The sequence below is a fragment of the Micromonospora sp. NPDC047557 genome, assembly GCF_043205095.1.
Classification (GTDB): domain Bacteria; phylum Actinomycetota; class Actinomycetes; order Mycobacteriales; family Micromonosporaceae; genus Micromonospora.
Genome location: NZ_JBIDDK010000001.1, coordinates 140,721 through 160,981, shown reverse-complemented (window position 1 = coordinate 160,981; position 20,261 = coordinate 140,721). Strand labels below are relative to the sequence as shown.

17 protein-coding genes are annotated in these 20,261 nt (G+C 73.6%); 11 read left to right on the top strand and 6 right to left on the bottom strand.

Features of this window, described 5'->3' with window-relative positions; genetic code table 11:
• Nucleotides 1-34 precede the first annotated feature (34 nt).
• The 4 genes from ACGGAQ_RS00715 to rdgB are packed head-to-tail and all read left to right on the top strand — an operon-like array spanning nt 35 to nt 3,752.
• Nucleotides 35-1,180 (top strand): glycosyltransferase family 4 protein, encoded by a 1,146-nt coding sequence (locus ACGGAQ_RS00715; RefSeq protein WP_393043340.1) that lies wholly within the window; start codon nt 35-37, stop codon nt 1,178-1,180.
• Nucleotides 1,177-2,346, top strand: a complete 1,170-nt coding sequence (locus tag ACGGAQ_RS00710) for a glycosyltransferase (protein ID WP_393043338.1) — start codon at nt 1,177-1,179, stop codon at nt 2,344-2,346. Before ACGGAQ_RS00715 ends, ACGGAQ_RS00710 begins: the two co-directional genes overlap by 4 nt.
• Nucleotides 2,347-2,356: 10 nt before the next feature.
• Nucleotides 2,357-3,082 (top strand): ribonuclease PH, encoded by a 726-nt coding sequence (gene rph, locus ACGGAQ_RS00705; RefSeq protein ID WP_393043336.1) that lies wholly within the window; start codon nt 2,357-2,359, stop codon nt 3,080-3,082.
• Nucleotides 3,083-3,134: 52 nt separating this feature from the next.
• Nucleotides 3,135-3,752: an RdgB/HAM1 family non-canonical purine NTP pyrophosphatase gene (gene rdgB / locus ACGGAQ_RS00700; RefSeq protein ID WP_393043334.1), complete on the top strand. Its 618-nt coding sequence runs from the start codon at nt 3,135-3,137 to the stop codon at nt 3,750-3,752.
• A 63-nt stretch (nt 3,753-3,815) separates the two neighbouring features.
• Here the strand turns inward: rdgB and hutH are convergent, their stop codons facing one another.
• Genes hutH through ACGGAQ_RS00670 form a run of 6 tightly spaced genes read right to left on the bottom strand, consistent with a single transcriptional unit; the run spans nt 3,816 to nt 11,615 of the window.
• The gene (hutH, locus tag ACGGAQ_RS00695; protein WP_393043332.1) at nt 3,816-5,354 is read right to left on the bottom strand and encodes a histidine ammonia-lyase; all 1,539 of its coding nucleotides are present in this window, start codon (nt 5,352-5,354) and stop codon (nt 3,816-3,818) included.
• A complete protein-coding gene (gene hutI, locus ACGGAQ_RS00690) occupies nt 5,351-6,535 on the bottom strand; it encodes an imidazolonepropionase (RefSeq protein WP_393043330.1) in 1,185 nt (394 codons plus the stop codon). The genes hutH and hutI overlap by 4 nt, the downstream gene beginning before the upstream one ends.
• Nucleotides 6,532-7,899 carry a formimidoylglutamate deiminase gene (locus ACGGAQ_RS00685; RefSeq protein ID WP_393043328.1) on the bottom strand — a complete coding sequence of 456 codons (1,368 nt, stop codon included), beginning with the start codon at nt 7,897-7,899 and terminating at the stop codon, nt 6,532-6,534. Before ACGGAQ_RS00685 ends, hutI begins: the two co-directional genes overlap by 4 nt.
• Complete coding sequence (locus ACGGAQ_RS00680; RefSeq protein WP_393043327.1) at nt 7,890-9,092, bottom strand: allantoate amidohydrolase; 1,203 nt, start codon at nt 9,090-9,092, stop codon at nt 7,890-7,892. Before ACGGAQ_RS00680 ends, ACGGAQ_RS00685 begins: the two co-directional genes overlap by 10 nt.
• The gene (gene hutU, locus ACGGAQ_RS00675; RefSeq protein WP_393043325.1) at nt 9,089-10,747 is read right to left on the bottom strand and encodes a urocanate hydratase; all 1,659 of its coding nucleotides are present in this window, start codon (nt 10,745-10,747) and stop codon (nt 9,089-9,091) included. Before hutU ends, ACGGAQ_RS00680 begins: the two co-directional genes overlap by 4 nt.
• A 16-nt stretch (nt 10,748-10,763) precedes the next feature.
• Nucleotides 10,764-11,615 carry a MurR/RpiR family transcriptional regulator gene (locus ACGGAQ_RS00670; RefSeq protein WP_393043323.1) on the bottom strand — a complete coding sequence of 284 codons (852 nt, stop codon included), beginning with the start codon at nt 11,613-11,615 and terminating at the stop codon, nt 10,764-10,766.
• Between the two features lie 186 nt (nt 11,616-11,801).
• Between ACGGAQ_RS00670 and ACGGAQ_RS00665 the strand changes: the two genes are divergently transcribed.
• Genes ACGGAQ_RS00665 through ACGGAQ_RS00635 form a run of 7 tightly spaced genes read left to right on the top strand, consistent with a single transcriptional unit; the run spans nt 11,802 to nt 20,252 of the window.
• The gene (locus tag ACGGAQ_RS00665) at nt 11,802-13,139 is read left to right on the top strand and encodes a hypothetical protein (RefSeq protein ID WP_393043321.1); all 1,338 of its coding nucleotides are present in this window, start codon (nt 11,802-11,804) and stop codon (nt 13,137-13,139) included.
• Nucleotides 13,139-14,290: a glycosyltransferase gene (locus ACGGAQ_RS00660; protein ID WP_393043319.1), complete on the top strand. Its 1,152-nt coding sequence runs from the start codon at nt 13,139-13,141 to the stop codon at nt 14,288-14,290. Before ACGGAQ_RS00665 ends, ACGGAQ_RS00660 begins: the two co-directional genes overlap by 1 nt.
• Before the next feature lie 41 nt (nt 14,291-14,331).
• A complete protein-coding gene (locus ACGGAQ_RS00655) occupies nt 14,332-15,489 on the top strand; it encodes a glycosyltransferase (RefSeq protein WP_393043317.1) in 1,158 nt (385 codons plus the stop codon).
• Nucleotides 15,486-16,640 carry a glycosyltransferase gene (locus ACGGAQ_RS00650; protein WP_393043315.1) on the top strand — a complete coding sequence of 385 codons (1,155 nt, stop codon included), beginning with the start codon at nt 15,486-15,488 and terminating at the stop codon, nt 16,638-16,640. The genes ACGGAQ_RS00655 and ACGGAQ_RS00650 overlap by 4 nt, the downstream gene beginning before the upstream one ends.
• A complete protein-coding gene (locus tag ACGGAQ_RS00645) occupies nt 16,637-17,701 on the top strand; it encodes a glycosyltransferase (protein ID WP_393043313.1) in 1,065 nt (354 codons plus the stop codon). The genes ACGGAQ_RS00650 and ACGGAQ_RS00645 overlap by 4 nt, the downstream gene beginning before the upstream one ends.
• Before the next feature lie 8 nt (nt 17,702-17,709).
• Nucleotides 17,710-18,762, top strand: coding sequence for a glycosyltransferase family 4 protein (locus tag ACGGAQ_RS00640; RefSeq protein ID WP_393043311.1), 1,053 nt, complete (start codon nt 17,710-17,712; stop codon nt 18,760-18,762).
• Nucleotides 18,759-20,252, top strand: coding sequence for an oligosaccharide flippase family protein (locus ACGGAQ_RS00635; RefSeq protein ID WP_393043309.1), 1,494 nt, complete (start codon nt 18,759-18,761; stop codon nt 20,250-20,252). Before ACGGAQ_RS00640 ends, ACGGAQ_RS00635 begins: the two co-directional genes overlap by 4 nt.
• Nucleotides 20,253-20,261: the final 9 nt, after the last annotated feature.

The window sequence follows — 20,261 nt, the reverse complement described above, 5'->3', positions numbered from 1 at the left end:
CCTGGCGCACCCGTGGCACCCGCACGGTGTGGACATGCGGATCGCCATCGTGACCGAGTCGTTCCCGCCGGACGTGAACGGCGTCGCGCACTCCGTGGTGCGCACGGCGGAGCACCTGCTGGCCCGGGGCCACGAGCCGGTCGTCATCGCGCCCGCACCGCCCGGGGCGGCGCGGCGGGACATCGAGGGGCTGCCCTATCCGGTGGTGCGTATCCCGAGCGTGCCGTTGCCCCGCTACCAGGGCTTCCGGCTGGGCGTGCCGACCACCAACCGGCTGGCGGGGGCGTTGCTGTCGGCCGCGCCCGACGTGGTGCACCTGGCCAGCCCGTTCATCCTCGGGGCCCGCGCGGCCACCCTCGCCAGCCGGTACGGGCTGCCCATGGTGGCGGTCTACCAGACCGACGTGGCGGCCTACGCGAGGGCGTACCGGGTGAGTTGGGGTGAGGCCGCCGCGTGGCGGCGGCTCCGGGAGATCCACAACCTGGCGCAGCGGACCCTCGCGCCGTCGACCCGGGCGGCCGCCGACCTGATCGCCAACGGGGTGCAGCGGATCTGGCTGTGGGGCCGGGGCGTGGACGCCGTCCGGTTCGACCCGGCCAAGCGGTGCACGGACCTGCGGCGTCGGCTGGCCCCCGGTGGGGAGCTGCTGGTCGGCTACGTCGGCCGGCTGGCCCCGGAGAAGCGGGTGGAGCTGCTGGCGGCGACGTCCCGGCTGCAGGGCGTGCGGGTCGTGGTGGCCGGTGACGGCCCCGCCCGCCGCCAACTGGCGCGGGCGCTGCCGGGGGTGGACTTCCTGGGGGTGCAGCACGGCGAGGACCTGGCCCGGCTGTACGCCAGCCTGGACGTGTTCGTGCACACCGGGCCGCACGAGACGTTCGGCCAGACCCTCCAGGAGGCGCTGGCCTCCGGGGTGCCCGTGGTCGCGCCGGCCAGTGGCGGGCCTGTCGATCTGGTCGACTCGGGAACGACCGGGCTGCTGGTCCCGCCGAACGACGGGGACGCCCTCGCCGCCGCGGTGGCCGAGCTGGCCGGGGACGCCGACCGGCGGCGGGCGTACGGGGTGGCCGCCCGCGCCGCGGTCCGCCGGCGCAGTTGGGCGGCCGTCGGCGACGAGCTGGTCGGGCACTACCGCGCGGTACGCGCCCAGGCGGCCACCGTGGGCCTATCGGCCGCGTCGTGACGGGGACGGCCGGCGGGCTGCGGATCGTCCGGCTCGCGAACTTCGTGACCGCGCGCTCCGGTGGCCTGCGCACCGCGCTGCGCCACCTCGGCGAGGGATACCGCGCGGCGGGGCACGATCCGGTGCTTGTGGTGCCCGGTCGACGCGACGCCCACGAGTGGCACCCGTGGGGTCGGGTGGTGACCCTGCCCGGCGTGGAACTGCCCGGCACCGGCGGCTACCGGCTGCTGACCGGCCGGCAGCGGCTGGCCCGGGTGCTCGCCGAGCTGGCGCCGGACCGGCTGGAGGTGTCCGACCGGTCGTCGCTGCGTTGGACGGGGGACTGGGCGAAGGCGCACGGGGTGCCGTCGGTGATGGTCTCGCACGAGTCGCTGACCGGGCTGCTCGGCCAGTGGGGTGTGCCGGACGTGCTGCGGCGGCCGATCGCCGACCGGCTCAACCGGGCCACCAGCCGGGCGTACGACCGGATCGTGTGCACGACCCGGTGGGCGGCCGAGGAGTTCGATCGCATCGGCGCCGACAACGTGGATCTCGTGCCACTCGGGGTGGACCTGGACACCTTCGGACCGGACCGGGCCGACCCGGGGATGCGTGAGCGCTACGCCGATTCGACCGAACTGCTGCTCGTACACTGCGCCCGGTTGTCTCCGGAGAAGCGGCCGGAGCTGGCGGTCGAAGCCCTCGCCGAGCTGCGCCGGGCCGGCGTGCCGGCGGTGCTGGTGCTGGCCGGGGACGGCCCGTTGCGCGCGTCGCTGGCCCGCCGGGCCGCCGGCCTGCCGGTCACGTTCACCGGATACCTGCCCGACCGCGCCACGGTGGCCGCGCTGCTCGCCAGCGCCGACGTGGTGCTGGCGCCCGGCCCGGTGGAGACCTTCGGCCTCGCCGGGTTGGAGGCGCTGGCCTGCGGCACCCCGGTGGTGGTGAACGCCGCGAGCGCGTTGCCCGAGGTGGTCGGCTCGGCCGGGCTGGCCGCGTACGGCTCCGGGGCGTCGATGGCCGAGGCCGTGATCCGCCTGGTGGCCCGGCCGGAGGCGGCCCGGCGGCGCGCAGCCCGGGCTCGGGCAGAGGAATTCGGCTGGCCGGCGGCGGTCGCCGGATTCCTGCGGGTGCACGACGCGCACGCTGCTCGGGACACCCCGGGGGAGGCGGATCGCCGCACCGCATAGGGTGCAGGGCATGGCGCGACCTGACGGGCGAGAGCCCTCACAACTCCGACCGGTGACCCTGACCCGGGGCTGGAGCACCCATCCGGAGGGCTCGGTGCTCGTCGAGTTCGGCGACACCCGGGTGCTCTGCACGGCGAGCGTCACCGAGGGCGTGCCCCGCTGGCGCAAGGGCTCCGGGCTCGGCTGGGTGACCGCCGAGTACGCGATGCTGCCCCGGGCCACCAACACCCGCTCGGACCGGGAGAGCGTCAAGGGCCGCGTCGGTGGCCGCACGCACGAGATCTCCCGCCTGATCGGGCGCAGCCTGCGCGCCAGCATCGACCTCAAGGCGCTCGGCGAGAACTCGATCGTGCTCGACTGCGACGTGCTCCAGGCCGACGGCGGCACGCGCACCGCCGCGATCACCGGCGCGTACGTGGCGCTGCACGACGCGGTGGGCTGGCTGGCCGCCCGCAAGGCCCTCGCCGGCAAGCCGGAGAAGGTGATGCACCGGTCGGTGGCGGCGGTCAGCGTCGGGATCATCGCCGGCGAGGCGCGACTGGACCTCTGCTACGAGGAGGACGTGGCCGCCGAGGTGGACATGAACGTGGTGTGCACCGGCGCGGGCGACTTCGTCGAGGTGCAGGGCACCGGCGAGGCGGGCGTGTTCGCCCGCGACCAGCTCGACAGCCTGCTCGACCTGGCCGTGGCCGGGTGCGCGGATCTGGCCGAAGCCCAGCGCAAGGCACTCGCGTGAGCGCGAGGAGTGAGCTTGCGAGCCCCGCAGTCGCGAACGAAGGTGATTCCGCATGAACAAGGTCCTGCTGGCCACCCGTAACCGTAAGAAGCTGGTGGAGCTTCAGCGGATCCTGGACGGCGCGCTCGGCGCGCACCGGATCGCCCTGCTGGGCCTCGACGACGTCGACGAGTACCCGGAGCTGCCGGAGACCGGCCTCACCTTTGGCGAGAACGCGCTGATCAAGGCGCGGGAGGGCTGCCGGCGGACGGGGCTGCCGACGATCGCCGACGACTCCGGGCTCGCCGTGGACGCGCTGAACGGAATGCCGGGCGTGTTCAGCGCCCGCTGGTCCGGTAAGCACGGCGACGACGGGGCCAACCTCCGCCTGGTGCTCGACCAGATCGCCGACGTGCCGGACGAGCACCGGGCCGCGTCCTTCGTCTGCACGGTGGCGCTGGTGCTGCCCGGCGGCAAGGAGCACCTGGTCGACGGCCGGCAGTCCGGTCGGGTGCTGCGCGCGCCGCGCGGCGACGGCGGGTTCGGCTACGACCCGATCTTCCTCGGCGACGGGCAGGACCGGACCAACGCCGAGCTGACCCCGCAGGAGAAGGACGCGGTCAGCCACCGGGGCAAGGCGCTGCGGGAGCTGGCCAAGCTCGTCGCGAAGGTGCTGCCGCCCGCCGCCTGACCGTCGCCGGAGGTGCTGCCGCCCGCCGCCTGACCCGCGGCGGACGACAGCGACCCGCGAAGGTCAGCCCAGCGGGCCGACCTCCCGTTCGATGGCGGCGCGCAGCTCCGGCCCGGCCAGCACCGCGCGGGCGGCCTCCAGCACCGGAGCGAGGAACACGTCCGGGCCGGGTTCGCCAGCCGCCGTGCCCAGGGCGACCACGGCGGCCCGGCCGGCCGGCGACGGCACCAGCGGCGCGCGCAGTTGCAGCCCGCGTACGCCGGCCAGCAACTCGACGGCGAGCAGGCTGGTGAGATTGTCCAGCACGGTCCGCAGCTTCTTGGCCGCCGCCCAGCCCATCGAGACGTGGTCCTCCTGCATGCCGCTGGTCGGCAGCGAGTCCACCGAGGCAGGGGCGGCGAGCCGACGGTTCTCCGCGACGATCCCGGCCGCCGTGTACTGGGCGATCATCAGGCCGGAGTTGACGCCGGCGTCGGGGGAGAGGAACGCGGGCAGTTCCCGGGAGCGGGTGACGTCCAGCAGCCGGTCCACCCGCCGCTCGGCGATCGCGCCCACCTCGGCGGCGGCGATGGCGAGGAAGTCGGCGGCGAAGCCCAGCGGCGCACCGTGGAAGTTTCCGGTGGACTCGACCCGGCCGTCGGGCAGCACCACCGGGTTGTCCACGACCGACACCAGTTCCCGGGCCGCGACCGTGCGGACGAAGTCCAGGGTGTCCCGGGCCGCGCCGGCCACCTGCGGCGCGCAGCGCATCGAGTACGCGTCCTGCACGGCGTGCGCCAGGTCGTCGCGGTGCGAGTCCATGACGCGGGAGTCCTGCAACAGCCGGTGGATGTTCGCTGCCGACGCCGCCTGTCCGGGATGCGGACGGATGGCGTGCAGCTCGGGCAGGAACGGCCGCTCCGAGCCGAGCATCGCCTCGATGGCCAGCGCGGCGGTCACGTCCGCCATGGCGAACAGGTGCGCCGCGTCGTGGATGGCCAGCAGCAGCATGCCGAGCATGCCGTCGGTGCCGTTGATCAGCGCCAGCCCTTCCTTGGCGGCCAGCTCGATCGGCTTGAGCCCGGCGGCGGTCAACGCCGCGGCGGCGTCCTGCCGCTTGCCGGCCGGGCCGAGCACCCAGCCCTCACCGAGCAGCACCAACGCGCAGTGCGCCAACGGCGCGAGGTCGCCGGAGGCGCCCAGCGAACCGTGCTCGGGCACCCACGGGGTGATGTCGTGGTTGAGCAGGTCGACGAGCGCCTCGGCGATCAGCGGGCGGACGCCGGAGCGGCCCAGGGCGAGCGAGCGTACCCGCAGCAGCATCATGGCCCGGACCACCTCGCGCGGCATCGGGGCGCCCACCCCGGCGGCGTGCGAGCGAATCAGCGCGTGTTGCAGCTCGGCCCGCCGCTCCGGCGCGACGAACGTGTTGGCGAGCGCGCCGAACCCGGTCGACACGCCGTACACGGGCCGCCCGGCGGCCTCGATCCCGTCCACGATCGCGCGGCTGGTCGCCATCGCGTCGCGGGTGGCCGGGTCGAGGGTCACCGTCGCGGTGCCGCGCGCGACCGCGAGGACGTCGTCGGCGGTGATACCGGTGGGTTGAATGATCACGGTCGTCACTGTGGAACTCCGTTGCGTATTACCTGGTGGATCAGGGGGACACCGGGCCGGTAGGCCAGGTGCAGGTACGACGGCGCGGCCAGGACGACCAGGTCGGCCCGTGCGCCGGGGGTGAGCACGCCGACGTCGTCGCGCCGCAGCGCCTGGGCGCCGCCGGCGGTCGCCGCCCACAGCGCCTCCGCCGGGGTCATCCGCATCTCCCGGACGGCCAGGGCGATGCAGAACGGCATCGACGAGGTGTACGACGAGCCGGGGTTGCAGTCCGTCGCCAGGGCCACGGTGACTCCGGCGTCGAGCAGCCGGCGGGCGTCCGGGTACGGCGAGCGGGTGGAGAATTCGGCGCCGGGCAGCAGGGTGGCGACAGTGCGGGTGCCCGACCCGTCGCTGTGGGCCGTGCCGGCGAGCGCGTCGATGTCGGCGTCGGACAGGTGGGTGCAGTGGTCCACGCTTGCCGCGTCCAGCTCCACGCCGAGCTGCACGCCCGGCCCGGGGCCGAGCTGGTTGGCGTGCAGCCGTACGCCCAGCCCGGCGGCCTGCCCGCAGGCCAGGATGGCGCGGGCGTGGTCCACGTCGAAGGCGCCCCGCTCGCAGAAGACGTCGATCCACTTCGCGTGCGGCGCGGCGGCGGCCAGCATCGGCCCGCAGACCAGTCCGACGTAGTCGTCGGGGCGGTCGGCGTACTCGGCGGGGACCACGTGCGCGCCGAGGAAGGTGGTGTCCTCGGTGAACTCGGCGGCGATCCGCAGCGAGCGGGCCTCGTCGGCGACGGTCAGCCCGTACCCACTCTTGATCTCGATGGTCGTGGTGCCCTGGCGCAGCGCCTCCCCGCGCAGCCGGCGCACGATGGCCCGCAGCTCGTCGTCGGTGGCGGCCCGGGTCGCGCCGACAGTGGTCCGGATGCCGCCGCCGGTGTAGGGCTCGCCGGCCATCCGGGCGGCGAACTCGGCGGCGCGGTCCCCGGCGAAGACCAGGTGCGCGTGGCTGTCCACGAAGCCGGGCAGCACGGCGGCGCCACCGGCGTCGATCCGCCGGTCGGCGGCCGGCGCGTACGCGGCCGGCCCGACCCAGGCGACCCGGCCCTCCTCGACCAGCACGGCCGCCTTGCGGCGGATGCCCAGCGGGCCCTCGCCGACGCCGTTGGTGACCAGTTCGCCGATGTTGTCGACAAGCAGAGCGCTCACTGTGGGATCACCGCCTCGATCGACGCCGACAATTCGGCCGGCACGTCGACGCTCAGGTGCCGGCCCTCGGCCACCACCACGCGGCCGTCCACCACGACCTGGTCGACGTCGGCCGCCCCGGTCGCGAAGAACGTCCCCACCGGCGGCACCCCGGCGGTGCGGGCGCTGTCGAGTCGTACCGTGACCAGGTCGGCGCGGGCGCCCACGGCGATCCGCCCGGCGTCGGCCCAGCCCAGCGCCGCGTGCCCGGCGGCGGTCGCCATGGTCAGCAGGCCCGTCGGCGTGAAGTGGCCGCGGCGGCGGGTGCGCAGCCGCTCGTCCAGCTCCACCGCCCGGGCCTCCTCGAACAGGTCGATCACGGCGTGGCTGTCGCTGCCCAGGCTCAGCCGGATCCCCGCGTCGGCCATCCGTCGGGCCGGGCCGATGCCGTCGGCGAGGTCGCGTTCGGTGGTGGGGCAGAGGCACACCCCGGTCCGGCTGTCGGCGAGCAGCGTCAGGTCGCCGCTGGTCGGGTGGGTGGCGTGCACGGCGGTGGTGTCCGGCCCGAGCACGCCGTGCTGGGCGAGCAGCGCGGTGGGCGTACGCCCGTGCACGGCCCGGCACTCGTCGTTCTCGGCGGGCTGCTCGGAGAGGTGTACGTGCAGCGGTGCGCGCCGCTCCCGGGCCCAGTCGGCGACCGCGCGCAACTGCTCGGCCGGAACCGCCCGCACCGAGTGCACGGCCGCGCCCACCCGGGCGTGCGAGTCCGCCGGCTGGAACGCCGACACCCGCTGCGCCCAGCGGGCCGCGTCGCCGTCGCCGAAGCGCCGCTGCGGCCCCGCGAGCGGCCGGCCGTCCACTCCGGCGGTCAGGTAGCAGGCGTCCAGCAGGGTGAGCCGGATGCCGGCGTGCGCGGCGGCCTCGACCAGGGCCGCGCCCATCGCGTTCGGGTCGTCGTACGCGCCGCCGTCGGGTCGGTGGTGCAGGTAGTGGAACTCGCCGACGCAGGTGATCCCCGCGAGGGCCATCTCGGCGTAGACGGCGCGGGCCAGCGCCAGGTAGGTGTCCGGGTCCAGCCGGTCCGCCACCGCGTACATCCGGTCCCGCCAGCTGAAGAAGTCGCCCCGGCCGCCGTGGGTACGCCCGCGCAGGGCCCGGTGGAAGGCGTGCGAGTGCACGTTCGCGAGGCCGGGCAGGGTCAGGCCGGGCAGCGGCACCGCGTCGGCGTACACGTCCACACCGGCGCTCGGCCGACCGGGCGCGGCCAACGCGGTCACACCGGTGATCACCCCTGCGTCGGTCTCGATGAGCACGTCGGGCGTGGGCTGGGCGAGATTGGGCAGCCAGGCGTACTCGGCGAGCCAGCGGGTCGGGCTCAGCGGCATGTCAGCTCCTCCAGCACGCGGGCCAGCGCGCACACTCCGGCGGCGCAGTCGTCGTCGGTCGCGGCCTCGGCGGGGGAGTGCGACACCCCGGTCGGGTTGCGCACGAAGAGCATCGCGGTGGGCAGGTGCGCGGCGAGCACCCCGGCGTCGTGCCCCGCACCGGTCGGCAGCACCGGCGCGTCGAGCAGCGCGGCCAGGCGTCCGGCCAGCCCGCCGTCGAAGGCGACCAGCGGGGTCACCGACTCCTCGGTGACGGTCACCTCCGTACCGTCGCGGCGGGCCCGCTCGGCGAGCTTGCCCCGGACCGCGTCGACCAGCCCGGCCAGGGTCTCCGGGTCGGCGGCGCGGGCGTCCAGCCAGCCGGTCACCTTCGACGGAATGGCGTTGGTGGCGTTGGGCTCGACGGCGACCCGGCCCACTGTGGCGTGCGCGCCGCGCAGCCGGGCCTCCTTGTTGGCCGCCAGCACCGTGAACGCGTAGGTGAGCATCGGGTCGCGGCGGTCGGCCATTCGGGTCGTACCCGCGTGGTTGCCCTCGCCGACCACGTCGAAGCGCCAGCGGCCGTGCGGCCAGATCGCGCTGGCCACCCCGACCGGCGCGTCCGTGTCGATCAGCGCGCGGCCCTGCTCGACGTGCAGCTCCACGAAGGCGGCGAACCGGCCCAGCAGCTCCGGTCGGGCGCCCGCCGGCCGGGCGCCGAGCGCGTCGGCGAAGCTCACCCCGGCCGCGTCGCGCAGGCCGGCCGCGCGGTCGGCCGCCAGCGCGCCGGTGAGCAGCCGCGACCCCAGACAGGGTACGCCGAAACGGGCGCCTTCCTCCTCGACGAACGCGCCCAGCACCAGCGGTCGGACGGGGGTGACGCCGGCGGCGCGTAGCTCGTCCACGGCCAGGAACGCGCTGACGATGCCGAGCGGCCCGTCGTACGCCCCGCCGTGCGGCACCGAGTCGAAGTGGCTGCCGGTCAGCACCGCGTCGGAGCCCTCGGGGTCGCCCCAGTGGGCGAACAGGTTGCCGTTGCCGTCCTCGGTGACCGGCAGGCCCCGCCGCTGCGCCTGCGTACGGAACCAGGCCCGCAGCTCCTGCTCCGGCTCGGTCAACGCGTAGCGCAGGTAGCCGCCGCTGCCGGCGTCCCGTCCGACCGGCGCGATCTCGTCCCACAGCGCCCGGAACCGGCCGGCGAGGTGGTCCGTCACGAGTTGCCACCCTCGGCCATCGGCACCCGGACCCCGGTGCGCTCGGCGACCTCGCGGGCGCTGTCGTAGCCGGCGTCGACGTGTCGGATGACGCCCATCGCCGGGTCGTTGGTGAGCACCCGCTCGATCTTCTGCCCCGCGAGTGCGGTGCCGTCGGCCACGCAGACCTGCCCGGCGTGGATCGACCGCCCGATGCCGACGCCACCGCCGTGGTGGATCGACACCCAGGACGCGCCGCTGGCCGTGTTGACAAGCGCGTTGAGCAGCGGCCAGTCGGCGATCGCGTCGGAGCCGTCGGCCATCCCCTCGGTCTCCCGGTACGGACTCGCGACGCTGCCGGTGTCCAGATGGTCGCGGCCGATCACCACCGGAGCGGAGAGTTCACCGGAGGCGACCATGTCGTTGAACCGCACACCCGCCCGGTCCCGTTCGCCCTGACCGAGCCAGCAGATCCGGGCCGGCAGGCCCTGGAAGGCGACCCGCTCGCCGGCCAGCTTGATCCACCGCGCGAGGGACTCGTTCTCCGGGAACAGGTCCAGGATGGCCCGGTCGGTGGCCGCGATGTCGGCCGGGTCGCCGGAGAGCGCCGCCCACCGGAACGGGCCCCTGCCCTCGCAGAACAGCGGCCGGATGTACGCGGGCACGAAACCGGGGAAGTCGAAGGCCCGCTGGTAGCCGCCGAGCTGCGCCTCGCCCCGGATCGAGTTGCCGTAGTCGAACACCTCGGCGCCGGCGTCGAGGAAGCCGACCATCGCCTCGACGTGCTTCGCCATCGAGGCTCGGGCCCGGTCGGTGAACTCGGCCGGCTTCGCTGCGGCGTAGTCGCGGGCGTCGGCCAGCTCGACCCCCACCGGCAGGTACGCCAGCGGGTCGTGCGCGCTGGTCTGGTCGGTCACGATGTCGATCTCGACGCCCCGGCTGAGCAGCTCGGGAAAGACCTCGGCGGCATTGCCGACGACGCCCACGCTCAACGCCCGCCGGTCCCGCTTCGCCGCGAGGACCCGCGCGACGGCGTCGTCCAGCGAGTCGGCGACCTCGTCCAGGTAGCGGTCGTGCACGCGACGGTCGAGCCGGGTGCGGTCCACGTCCACGATCAGGCAGACGCCGTCGTTCATGGTGACCGCGAGGGGCTGCGCGCCGCCCATTCCGCCGCAGCCGGCGGTCAGCGTCAGCGTGCCGGCCAGGGTGCTTCCGAACCTCTTGGCGGCCACCGCCGCGAACGTCTCGTAGGTTCCCTGGAGGATGCCCTGGGTGCCGATGTAGATCCACGAGCCGGCGGTCATCTGCCCGTACATGGTCAGGCCGAGCTGTTCGAGGCGGCGGAACTCCGGCCAGGTCGCCCAGTCACCGACCAGGTTCGAGTTGGCCAGCAGCACCCGGGGCGCCCACTCGTGGGTGCGCATGACCCCGACCGGGCGGCCCGACTGCACCAGCATCGTCTCGTCCTCGCGCAGGTCGGTCAGCGTACGGACCAGCGCGTGGTACGACGGCCAGTCCCGCGCAGCCTTGCCGGTGCCGCCGTAGACGACCAGGTCGTCGGGGCGTTCGGCCACCTCCGGGTCGAGGTTGTTCATCAGCATCCGCAGGGCGGCCTCCTGCTGCCACCCGCGGGTGGTGAGCTGGCTGCCCCGTGCGGCACGGATGGGCTGGGTCATCTGCGGTCTCCTCCGGTCAACCGAGGAACAACTGTCGGCGGGCCGCGGAGGCTTCGAACGCCTCCAGACGGCGTTGGGTGTCGGCCGGCGCGGCGTCGCAGATCGCCTGCAACAGCACCATGGCCAGGGTCATCGGGGCGGTGTGCAGGTCGAAGACGAGCTGGGCGCCGACGGCGGCCGGCAGCAGCACGTCGGCGTGTTCGGCGGCCGGGCTGACCGGCGAGTCGGTGATCGCCACGACGGTCAGCCCGACGGCACGCGCGTCGCGCAGCGCGTCCAGGGTCTCCCGGGGGTAGCGGGGCAGCACGAAGGCGAGCACGGCGGACGCCCCGGCCTCGGCGGCCTGCTCCAGGCGGTCGGTGAGCAGGCTGCCACCGTCGTCGAGGACCCGTACGTCCGGGTGCACCTTGGCGGCGAAGTAGGCGAAGTACGCGGCCAGCGGCGCGGCGGCGCGCAGGCCGAGCACCGGCAGCGGGCGGCTGGTCGCGAGCAGCCGGCCGGTCTCGGCGATCCGGTCGGTGTCGGCGAGCTGACCGGCCAGCCGGTCCAGATTGTCCATCTCGGCGCGTACCGCCTGCTGGAGCTCGTTGCCGGCGTCCGTCGGCCCGCCGGGCGTCGTGCTGGTGAGGTCGCGCAGCCGGCGGCGCAGCGCCGGATAGCCGTCGTGGCCGAGCGCGACGGCGAACCGGGTGACCGAGGGTTGGCTGACCCCGGCCAGTTCGGCGACCTCCGCCGCGGAGAGGTACGCCACGGCCGGGGCGTGTTGCACGAGACAGTGCGCGATCCGACGCTGGGTCGGGGTGAGCCGTACGCCGTCGAACAGGTTGAACACCTGTTCGGCCGACGCCTGGACCGCTCCGTCATTCACTCCGCGACTGTATGCATGAAAACTTTCAGAGGCAATGGTCGGCCGAGTAGACACATCGCCGACGATCGGCGATGTGACATCAACCGATTTGATGGCTATTGCCCTGGTTGGTGGTCCCAGCGGTGACCCAACGCGCTGGAGCGGTGATTGTAGGATCCGCACGGCGGTTGGACAGAGGAGTTGCGCATGCAGCCGGAAAGCCCCTACCGGTTCACCCACGCGCTGGGTGGATCTCCGGTCGGCAAGGCGTGGGCTGCCATCGACGAACACGGCCGACTCGTGACGGTTGCGGTGCTGGACGCCGCCGTCGCCGGCACTGCCGGTTGGCGGGAAGCCTTCGCCGGGACGGCCAACTCCCTCGCCCAGGGCCCCGGCTCGATGTCGTTCGCGTACGCCGACTTTTCGGCAGCCGCGCCCTGGGTCGCGTATCCCGCCGAAGCGGGCCCAGGTGCCGAAAAACTGTTCCGGGCCCTCGGCGTGGAATACACACCCGCCCAGGTCCCGCCGGTCTCCGCGCCTCCGGTCTCCTCCTCTCCGGTGTCGAGTTCGCCGGTCTCCGGCACACCGGTGTCCAGTACCCCGGTGTCCGGTACTCCACCGGTGTCCGGCGCGCCCCAGCCGGCGACCGACATGCCGCACGCGCCCTGGGCCATGCACGCGAACCCGGTGTCCGCGGCCCCGCAGCCGGTCTCGGCTGCGCCCACGTCGCCTTCCGCGTTGGACACGACCGGGGGCGTGCCCGTCGAGGTCCCGGGACCGCCGATCGTGCAGACCCGCCCGGTGGTGCCGCCGGCCGATCCGTTCGTGGCGCCCGTGCGCCGCATCAAGCCCTCCGAGCCACGCCCGCGGCGTACCCGGCTGTGGGTCGGAGCCGCAGCGCTGGTCCTGGTGGTGCTCGCCGCGGCAGGCGGTCTGGTGCTCTGGGGTGGGTCGGACGATCCCGGTACGCCGCAGACCGCGCCCACCACGAGCATCCTGTCGCCGGCGATCCCGACGACGCAGCCGCAGTCGCCCGGTATCGAACCGCCCAAGCCGGGTGCGTGGCCGACGCAGTGGCCACGGTTCACCGAGCGGGACACCGTCCGGACGCTGACCGATCTCGACGGCCTGGGTTTCCCGGTGAAGGTCCCGACGACCTGGCAGTGCACGCTCGCCGCCCGCGCCGAGGGGTTCGTTAAGTACCAGTGCGGCACCACCGCCTCGGGCAACCAGGCGGTCGGCGGTGAGGTGATCGTGCGCGAATGCCCGCAGCCATGCACCGGCCAGTGGCAGAACGCCATGCGCTCGGTCGAGGAGGCGTGGGGTGCACAGTGGATCCGCAGCGGCCTGTACGCGAGCTACGCCGAGCAGATCATCGAGGTCGACGGCACACAACGGCACGGCCTCGTCGTGGTCGCCTACTTCCGCAGCGGGGAGGACGGCGCCATCAACCGTCAACTCGTGATCCGGATGACCTCGCCGGTGCCCGAGGCGTACCAGTTGCGGCGCTTCGCCAGCTACATCCGCGACGTGGTCGTTTTTTGATGGGGTCGAGCGGGCAGGCGCAGACGAGCGGCGCTCCGTCCACACCGGACTCCGATCCTCGACCCCTCGCCGACCGCTCGGTCGCGCTGATCCACGAGTGGTTCGGTGCCACCGGCGGATCCGAGCAGGTGTTCCTACAGATGGCCGAACTCGTGCCGCACGCCGACCGCTTCGTGCTCTGGAAGGACCACGACGCGACGGTGGACGGGGATATCCATGAATCCTGGCTGGCGAAGACCCCGCTGCGGCACAGCAAGGCCCTCGCGCTCCCGCTCATGCCGCTCACCTGGCGGACGCTGACCCGCCGGAAGTACGACGTGGTCCTCTCGTCGAGCCACGCGTTCGCGCACACCGTGAAGATCGGCGACCCGGAGCGCACCCGCCACCTGAGCTACGTCCATTCGCCCGCGCGCTACGTGTGGAGCCCCGGCCTCGACCAGCGGGGTGCCAGCGCCGCGCTCGCGCCGATGCGTGTCGCCCTACAGGCCGGCGACAAGCGGCTGAGCCGTCACGTGCACGGCTATGCGGCGAACTCACTGGAGGTGCGGGCACGCATCCGCCGCTACTGGGCCCGGGACGCCACGGTGATCAACCCGCCGGTGGAGGTGGACTACTTCGCGGCCGCCCCGCCGGCCGTACGCGACCAGGAACGCCGTTATCTGCTCGGCGTCGGCCGCTGGATCCCGTACAAGAACTTCGATCTGATGATCGAGATCGCGGCGGCGGCCCGGCTGCCGCTCGTGATCGCCGGCGGGGGCCCCGAGGAGGACAATCTGCGCCGGCTCGCCGCCCGCGTCGACGTGCCGGTCGAGTTCGAGGTCAGACCGACCACGGAGCGGCTCCGCGAGTTGTACTGGGGCGCGAGCGTGTTGCTGTATCCCGCTCTGGAGGACTTCGGCATGATCCCGGTCGAGGCCCAGGCTTGCGGGACACCCGTGGTGGGCTGGGCGCGTGGCGGGCTGCTCGAAACAGTGGTGACCGGCGAGACCGGCTTCCTCCTCGACGCCGACGACCCGGGCGCATACGTGGACCCGATCCGTCGGGCGTCGCAGCTGTCGGCGCAGGCGGCGATGACCAACGCCCAACGATTCACGCCGCAGGTCTTTCGGGAGACCATGGCCGTGTGGCTGGACGAGCAGGCATCATCGTGACCGGGGTAGCGCCGGAGCGTCCCGGGGCGGGCGAAGCTCCTATGGCGAACGTCCTGATGCTGGGCACCGCCGAGTGGGACTCTCCGATCGCGACGAACCAGCACTACGTCGCGCGGGAGCTGGCCCGCACGGCGAATGTCACGTTCGTCGAGTCACTGGGCCTGCGCCGGCCCACGCTGCGTCGTGACGACGTCGTCCGGATGGTGTCCCGGGTTCGCCGCGCACTGAGCGACCAAGAGATCCCGGCGCAGCGACCTCGCCCGGCGGGTACGCGGATCGTGTCGCCGCTCGTGCTGCCGGTGCACCGCACGCCCACCTATCCGGTCAACCGCGCCCTGCTGCGGCGGGCCACCGGCGACTGGCTCCGGAGCGAACGCCCCCGTGTGCTCTGGACGTTCACGCCGGTCACCTACGGCCTGGAAGAGGCTGCCGACCTCGTCGTCTACCACTGCGTCGACCTGCTGGCGACGTTTCCCGGCGTGGACGCCGTAGCGGTAGCCCGCGGCGAGCGTTCGCTGTCGACCCGTACCGCTGTCGCCGTCGCCACCAGCACGGCCGTCCGGGAGCATCTCGCCGCCATCGGCTTTCCCCGCGTCGAACTCCTGCCCAACGTCGCCGACGTGTCGGTGTTCACGGCGGCGAGCAGGCCGGCGGCGCAACGCCGACCCGACGTCCTCTTCTCCGGCAACCTCACCGTCCACAAGCTCGACCTGCGGCTCCTCGAATCGATCGCCACCGCCGTACGCGGCCGGGGCGAGCTACTGCTGGCAGGGCCGCTCGCCGCAGGCGGGGGCAGCTTCGACGCGGAGTTGCGGCAACTGGAAGCTCTGGGCGCCCGCCACCTCGGCGTCCTTTCCCCCGATCAGCTCGCCGAGGTGGCCGGCACCTGCGCCGTGGGCGTCATCCCGTACGCGATCAACGACTACACCCGTGGCGTCAGCCCGCTCAAGTGCTTCGAGTACCTGTCCTCCGGGCTGGCCGTGCTGAGCAGCCCCCTGCCGGCGGTGGCCGAACTCGCGCGGGCCAACCCCCACGTGACCGTGGCCGACGCGGACGACCTGCCGACCCACCTGCCCGGCCTGCTGCAACCGGTCACCGACACCGTCGTCGACGCCCGGATGGCGAGCGCTGCCGAACACGGGTGGGAGGGGCGCGGCGCGCTGCTGCGCAACCTGTTGCTGACCGAAGTCGCGCCGTGACCCGCGTGCTGGTCGTCACCGTCGAGCCGCCCTGGCCGGCCCAGCACGGTGGCCGGATTCGCACCGCGCGGGTTGCCGAGGCGCTGGGGCGCGACGCCGAGGTGCTTGTCACCTTCCCCGACCACGGTGATCGGCAGCCGGACGCCCCGGTCGCGACCCGTCCGCTGCCGTGGTCACCGCCGCCGGCCGTCCGCACCCGGGCGTCGGGCCGACCTCACCTGGGCGGGCACTACCTGGCGCCGGTCACCGACTCCCTGGTGGGGCTGTGCGACACGTTCCGACCCGACATCGTCTACTGGTCGCACTCCTACCTGGCCGCCTGGGCGCCCCCGGCGGCGCGGCAGGCACCGCAGGTCGTCGAATTCGCCAACATCGAGAGCCGGCGACTCGCGACGATGGTGGGGTCGGCCCACGGGTGGCAGCGCGTGGCCCGCCGCGCCGAGGCCGCCAAGGCAGCCTTCTGGGAACCCCGGGTGGCCGCGCGTGCCGCCCTGTGCGTCGCGCTGTCCCCGCCGGACCTGGACGTGCTGCGCGGGTGGGCCAGCGACGTCGTCCTCGCCCCCAACGGTGTGGACGTCTGGCCGTACCATCCCTCGCCACCCGACGGGTACGTCCTCGCGTTGGCGTCCTACGACTACGAGCCCAACGTGCGGGCGCTGCGCACGTTCCTGCGGGAAACCTGGCCACTCGTCCGCGCCGCCCTCCCCTTCGCTCGGCTCGTGGTGGCCGGCCGGCGCAGCGACGCGCTGGCGCAGGAGTTCGCCGACGTACCCGGGGTTTCGGTCCTCGGCACGCTCGACGACGTGACCGACGCGTACGCCGGAGCCGCCCTGACCGTCGCTCCCGCCACCACCGGCGGTGGCGCCCAGCTCAAGTTGACCGAGTCGATGTCACGGGGCCGATGCGTCGTCATGAGTTCGTTCGCGGCGCGGGGTCTTCCGGCCGCCGTACACGGTGCCGACTCCCATCGGGTGGCCGACGACCCGCACACCTTCGCCGGCGAGGTCGTCGACGTCCTGCGGGACACGTCCGCACGCCACGCCCAGGAACTGGCAGGTTGGCAACGGAGTGCGACCCTCGGCTGGCCCGAGACCGTCCGCGACCTGGTTGCCGCCATCTCCATGCTCGCCGAGGGGACGGCCAGACCGTGATCCGCCGGGTACACCTCATCGAGTCCGGCGGTCGTGGCGGGGTCTTCAACCACACCGTCGAGGTCGCTGCCGGCCTGCACGAACTGGGCCTCGACGTGGTCGTGCACACCGCCGACGACTGCGACGCGGCACCGACCTCGGTGACCCTCTGTCGATGCGTGATCTGGCACCGCACCTCGCCCCACCGGCGGGTCCGCCAGACCCGGACGTCGACGCGCTACCTGCTTCGCACGCTGCCGCACCTGCACCGGCAGATCGGCCCACAGGATGTCGTGCACATCCAGGGGCTGTTCGCACTCACCCCGGAGCTGATCTCGATCGCCCGGCGGCGTCACGCGACCGTCGTTGCCAGCCCGCACAACACCTTCGTCCGGTCGAACGCCCCGGGCGGCGGGCGGGCGCTGCGAAGTGCGCTGCGGGACTCCGACCACGTGCTCGTCTACTCGGAAGCCGACCGGCAACGCCTCCTCGACCGAGGTGTGGCGAACGTCGAGCGGGTGCCGCTGACGCAGTGGACACCGCCTCCGCAGCCGGCACTCGTCGACCGATGGCGGACCGAGCTGAACCCGAGCGCGGTCAAGCTCGCCCTGCTGCCCGGCCAGGTCCGGGCGGACAAGAATCCCGAGCTGTTCGTTCGGGCCGTCGCGCAGCTGCCCGGCTGGCGGGGCGCGGTGGTCGGGGAAGACCTCGGGCCGGGCCGGCGGGTCGACGCGCTCATCGAGCGGACCGGGGCGGCGGTGACGACGGCGTACCGGTACCTGAGCGTCGACGAGTTCACCGCGCTGGTGGCGGCGGCCGATGTCGTCGTCGCGCCGTACGAGGTCGCCAGCCAGTCCGGCGTCCTCGCCGTAGCGGCCCGACTGGGGGTGCCGACCGCGGTGGCCCCCTGCGGTGGTCTGGGCGAGCTGGCCACCGCCGTCGCCCGGGACACCGGTGTGACGGCGATCTCGGACGCCATCGCCCTCGCCCACGAACGCGGCGTGAAACCGGCCGACACGACGGACGCCCCGGGCCGGTTCCTCGCCGCGTACACCGCCGCCCAGCAAGGCCGGACGTCATGATCGTCACGATGGTCTCGGTATCGGACACAGCCGGCGGTGCTGAGGCGCACACCGTCTCGCTCGGTCGGGGACTACGCGACCGTGGCCACGACGTCGCCCTGTACGGCCGGTGCCCAGGCTGGGAGGAGCAGGGTCTCGTCCGCGGCGACATCCGCCTCGGGCCGAAGTGGTCCCGCCGGACGATGGCCGCCGGCCTGCTGCGGGTGCCGATGGAGCGGCACCGGACCCGGGCCATCGCCGACTCGTCCGTCTACTACCTGCAGTTCAAGCGGGAACAGATCGCGCTGACCGCGCCGTTGTCGCGCCGGGCCCCCGTCGTGTGGACGGAGCACGGACGGTGGATGGGCGGTCCGGTCGGTCGCCTGCTTCTCACCGGTTACGCGCGCGCAGCCGAGCACGTCTCCCGAGTGGTCTGCGTCAGCGATGCCGTCGCCGCCGACCTTGAACCGGTGGTCGGCCGGGACAAGCTGGTGGTCATCCCCAACGCGATCGACACCCGCCGCTACGCCGCGCCACCGGCCGCGACCCGGATGGCTCTGCGCCAGCGGTTGCTGCCGAGCCGTTTCCACGACCGCCGGGTCGCCGTCCTCGCGGCGCGACTGCACGGCGCCAAGCGGCACGACCGGGCCATCGCGGCGGCGGTGGCCAGCGGCAGCGCCCTGGTCGTCGTCGGCGACGGTCCGGACCGCGAGCGGCTGGAGCGGCTCGCATCCGGCACCGCCGACGTGCACTTCACCGGCCACCGCGACGACGTGCCCGACCTCCTCGCGGCCAGCGACTTCTACCTCTACTGCGGCGCGGAGACCGACGGCACGCCGACCTGCATCCTCGAGGCTGCCGCTGGCGGGCTGCCGATCGTGGCATTTCGCGGTGATCCTGGTACGGAGTTGATTCCGCACTGTGGGGGCCTCGTTCTGGGCGAGCCGGCCGAGCTGACCGCCGACGCGGTGTCGGCGATGCTCGAGCGGCGGGGGACCGGTGTCGCCTACGTTGAGCAGCGCCACGGGCGCGACAGGTGGCTCGACGCGTACGAACGGACCTTTGGGGAGTGCCGCCGATGACCTCACCGGGGCAGACGACGACCGAGCCGGCCGACCGGGGGTCCGCCGCGGATCTCGCGCCGACTGGCCCGGCGGACGCCACCCGGTCGGCGCGCGGGCTCAGTACCGCCACCGCCGTGTCCCTGGGTCTTCGTCTGCTCGGCATGGTCGTGGGCATGGCGACCACCTCCGTGCTCGCCCGGTACCTGAACCCCGGCGGCTATGGCGTCTTCGCCCTCGCGCTCACCCTCGGCACGGCGGCGGCGCAGGTCGCTGACATGGGCACCACGATCACGGTGAGTTCCCGGATCGCGCGGGAGAAGGCGGCGGCCGGCCGTATCCTCACGACCGGCCTGCTCATCCGTACATCGGTGGCGCTGCTCGCGACCGTCGCCCTGCTCGTCGCTTCCGCGGGCGGGCTGTTCGGGGAGTCCAGCGCCGTCGTCAGCGTCGTCGCCGTTGCGACGCCGTTGTCCGCGGCATCCGTTCTCACCGCGGGGGCCACCGCCCGTTTCCGTCCCGAGGTGTCGGCGGTCCTGGCCCTCGTCCAGGGCGTCCTCTGGCTGGTGGCGGTCGTCTTCATCGCCCGGACCGGCGGTGACGTCGTCCTGCTCGCGTGGTTCTTCGTGGCCGTCGTGGCGGTGCAGACCGGCATCGGGGTCGCGATCAACCGGAGGTTGGTGCCACTGGGCCGACCGTCCTGGGCGGAGGCGGGCCGGATCTTCGCGCTGAGCTGGCCACTCGCGATCAGCTCGCTGGCGGTCATGGCCTACTACCGACTGGGCTCGGTGATCCTCTTCCACCTGCAGGGGGCGGCCGAGTTGGGCTACTACTCGGCGGCCTACAAGTTCCTCGACGTCGCCCAGCTCGGGCCGGCCATGTTGGTGGCTCCGCTGCTGCCGATCGTGGCGACGAGTCTGAGCATGGACGCGCACCGCCGAACGCTGATCTTCAGTCTGGCGACCCGTACCGGCGTCGTGATCGGTACGGGTACGGCGGTGCTGTTGATCGCGTTGGCCCCCGCCCTCGTCACCTACCTCTACGGCGACGACTTCGGCCCGGCGGTCACGCCCCTGCTCCTGTTGGCGGTCGCCTTCGTCGGCGTCACCCTCGGCTACGTCGGAACGACGATCTGCTCCGCGCTGGGCATGGTACGGCCGATCGCGGTGCTGACCGTCTCGGTGGCGGTGGCTAACCTCGCGGCGCAGTTCTGGGCCTGTGCCCGCTGGGGCGCCACCGGCGCGGCGGCCGTCGCCGCAGCGACCGAGTTCGTCATCGGCGCCACCACGTGCCTGCTGGCCGCGCGCGCGATGACTTCACGGCTGCCCGTTCGGGAGCTGGCGAGTGTCCTCGCCGTGGGCGCCGCCACGGTTCTGGTGCTGTGGCTGGTGCGGCTTCCGTGGCAGGTCGAGGGCGCGTTGGCCGCCGCCGTGTTCGGTGTGTCGGTTCTGGCCACGCGGGCGATCACCATGGCGGACCTCAAGCGGGTCCTGTCCCGCAAGGCCATCTAAAGGGCCTGC

Bases quoted from the DNA above. Each gene is read 5' to 3' on its own strand.
- ACGGAQ_RS00655 (WP_393043317.1), top strand. From the start codon at position 14,332: ATGGCGAACGTCCTGATGCTGGGCACCGCCGAGTGGGACTCTCCGATC.
- ACGGAQ_RS00715 (WP_393043340.1), top strand. From the start codon at position 35: ATGCGGATCGCCATCGTGACCGAGTCGTTCCCGCCGGACGTGAACGGC.
- hutU (WP_393043325.1), bottom strand. From the start codon at position 10,747: ATGACCCAGCCCATCCGTGCCGCACGGGGCAGCCAGCTCACCACCCGC.
- ACGGAQ_RS00640 (WP_393043311.1), top strand. From the start codon at position 17,710: ATGGTCTCGGTATCGGACACAGCCGGCGGTGCTGAGGCGCACACCGTC.
- rdgB (WP_393043334.1), top strand. From the start codon at position 3,135: ATGAACAAGGTCCTGCTGGCCACCCGTAACCGTAAGAAGCTGGTGGAG.
- rph (WP_393043336.1), top strand. From the start codon at position 2,357: ATGGCGCGACCTGACGGGCGAGAGCCCTCACAACTCCGACCGGTGACC.
- ACGGAQ_RS00665 (WP_393043321.1), top strand. From the start codon at position 11,802: ATGCAGCCGGAAAGCCCCTACCGGTTCACCCACGCGCTGGGTGGATCT.
- ACGGAQ_RS00635 (WP_393043309.1), top strand. From the start codon at position 18,759: ATGACCTCACCGGGGCAGACGACGACCGAGCCGGCCGACCGGGGGTCC.
- ACGGAQ_RS00660 (WP_393043319.1), top strand. From the start codon at position 13,139: ATGGGGTCGAGCGGGCAGGCGCAGACGAGCGGCGCTCCGTCCACACCG.
- ACGGAQ_RS00685 (WP_393043328.1), bottom strand. From the start codon at position 7,899: ATGCCGCTGAGCCCGACCCGCTGGCTCGCCGAGTACGCCTGGCTGCCC.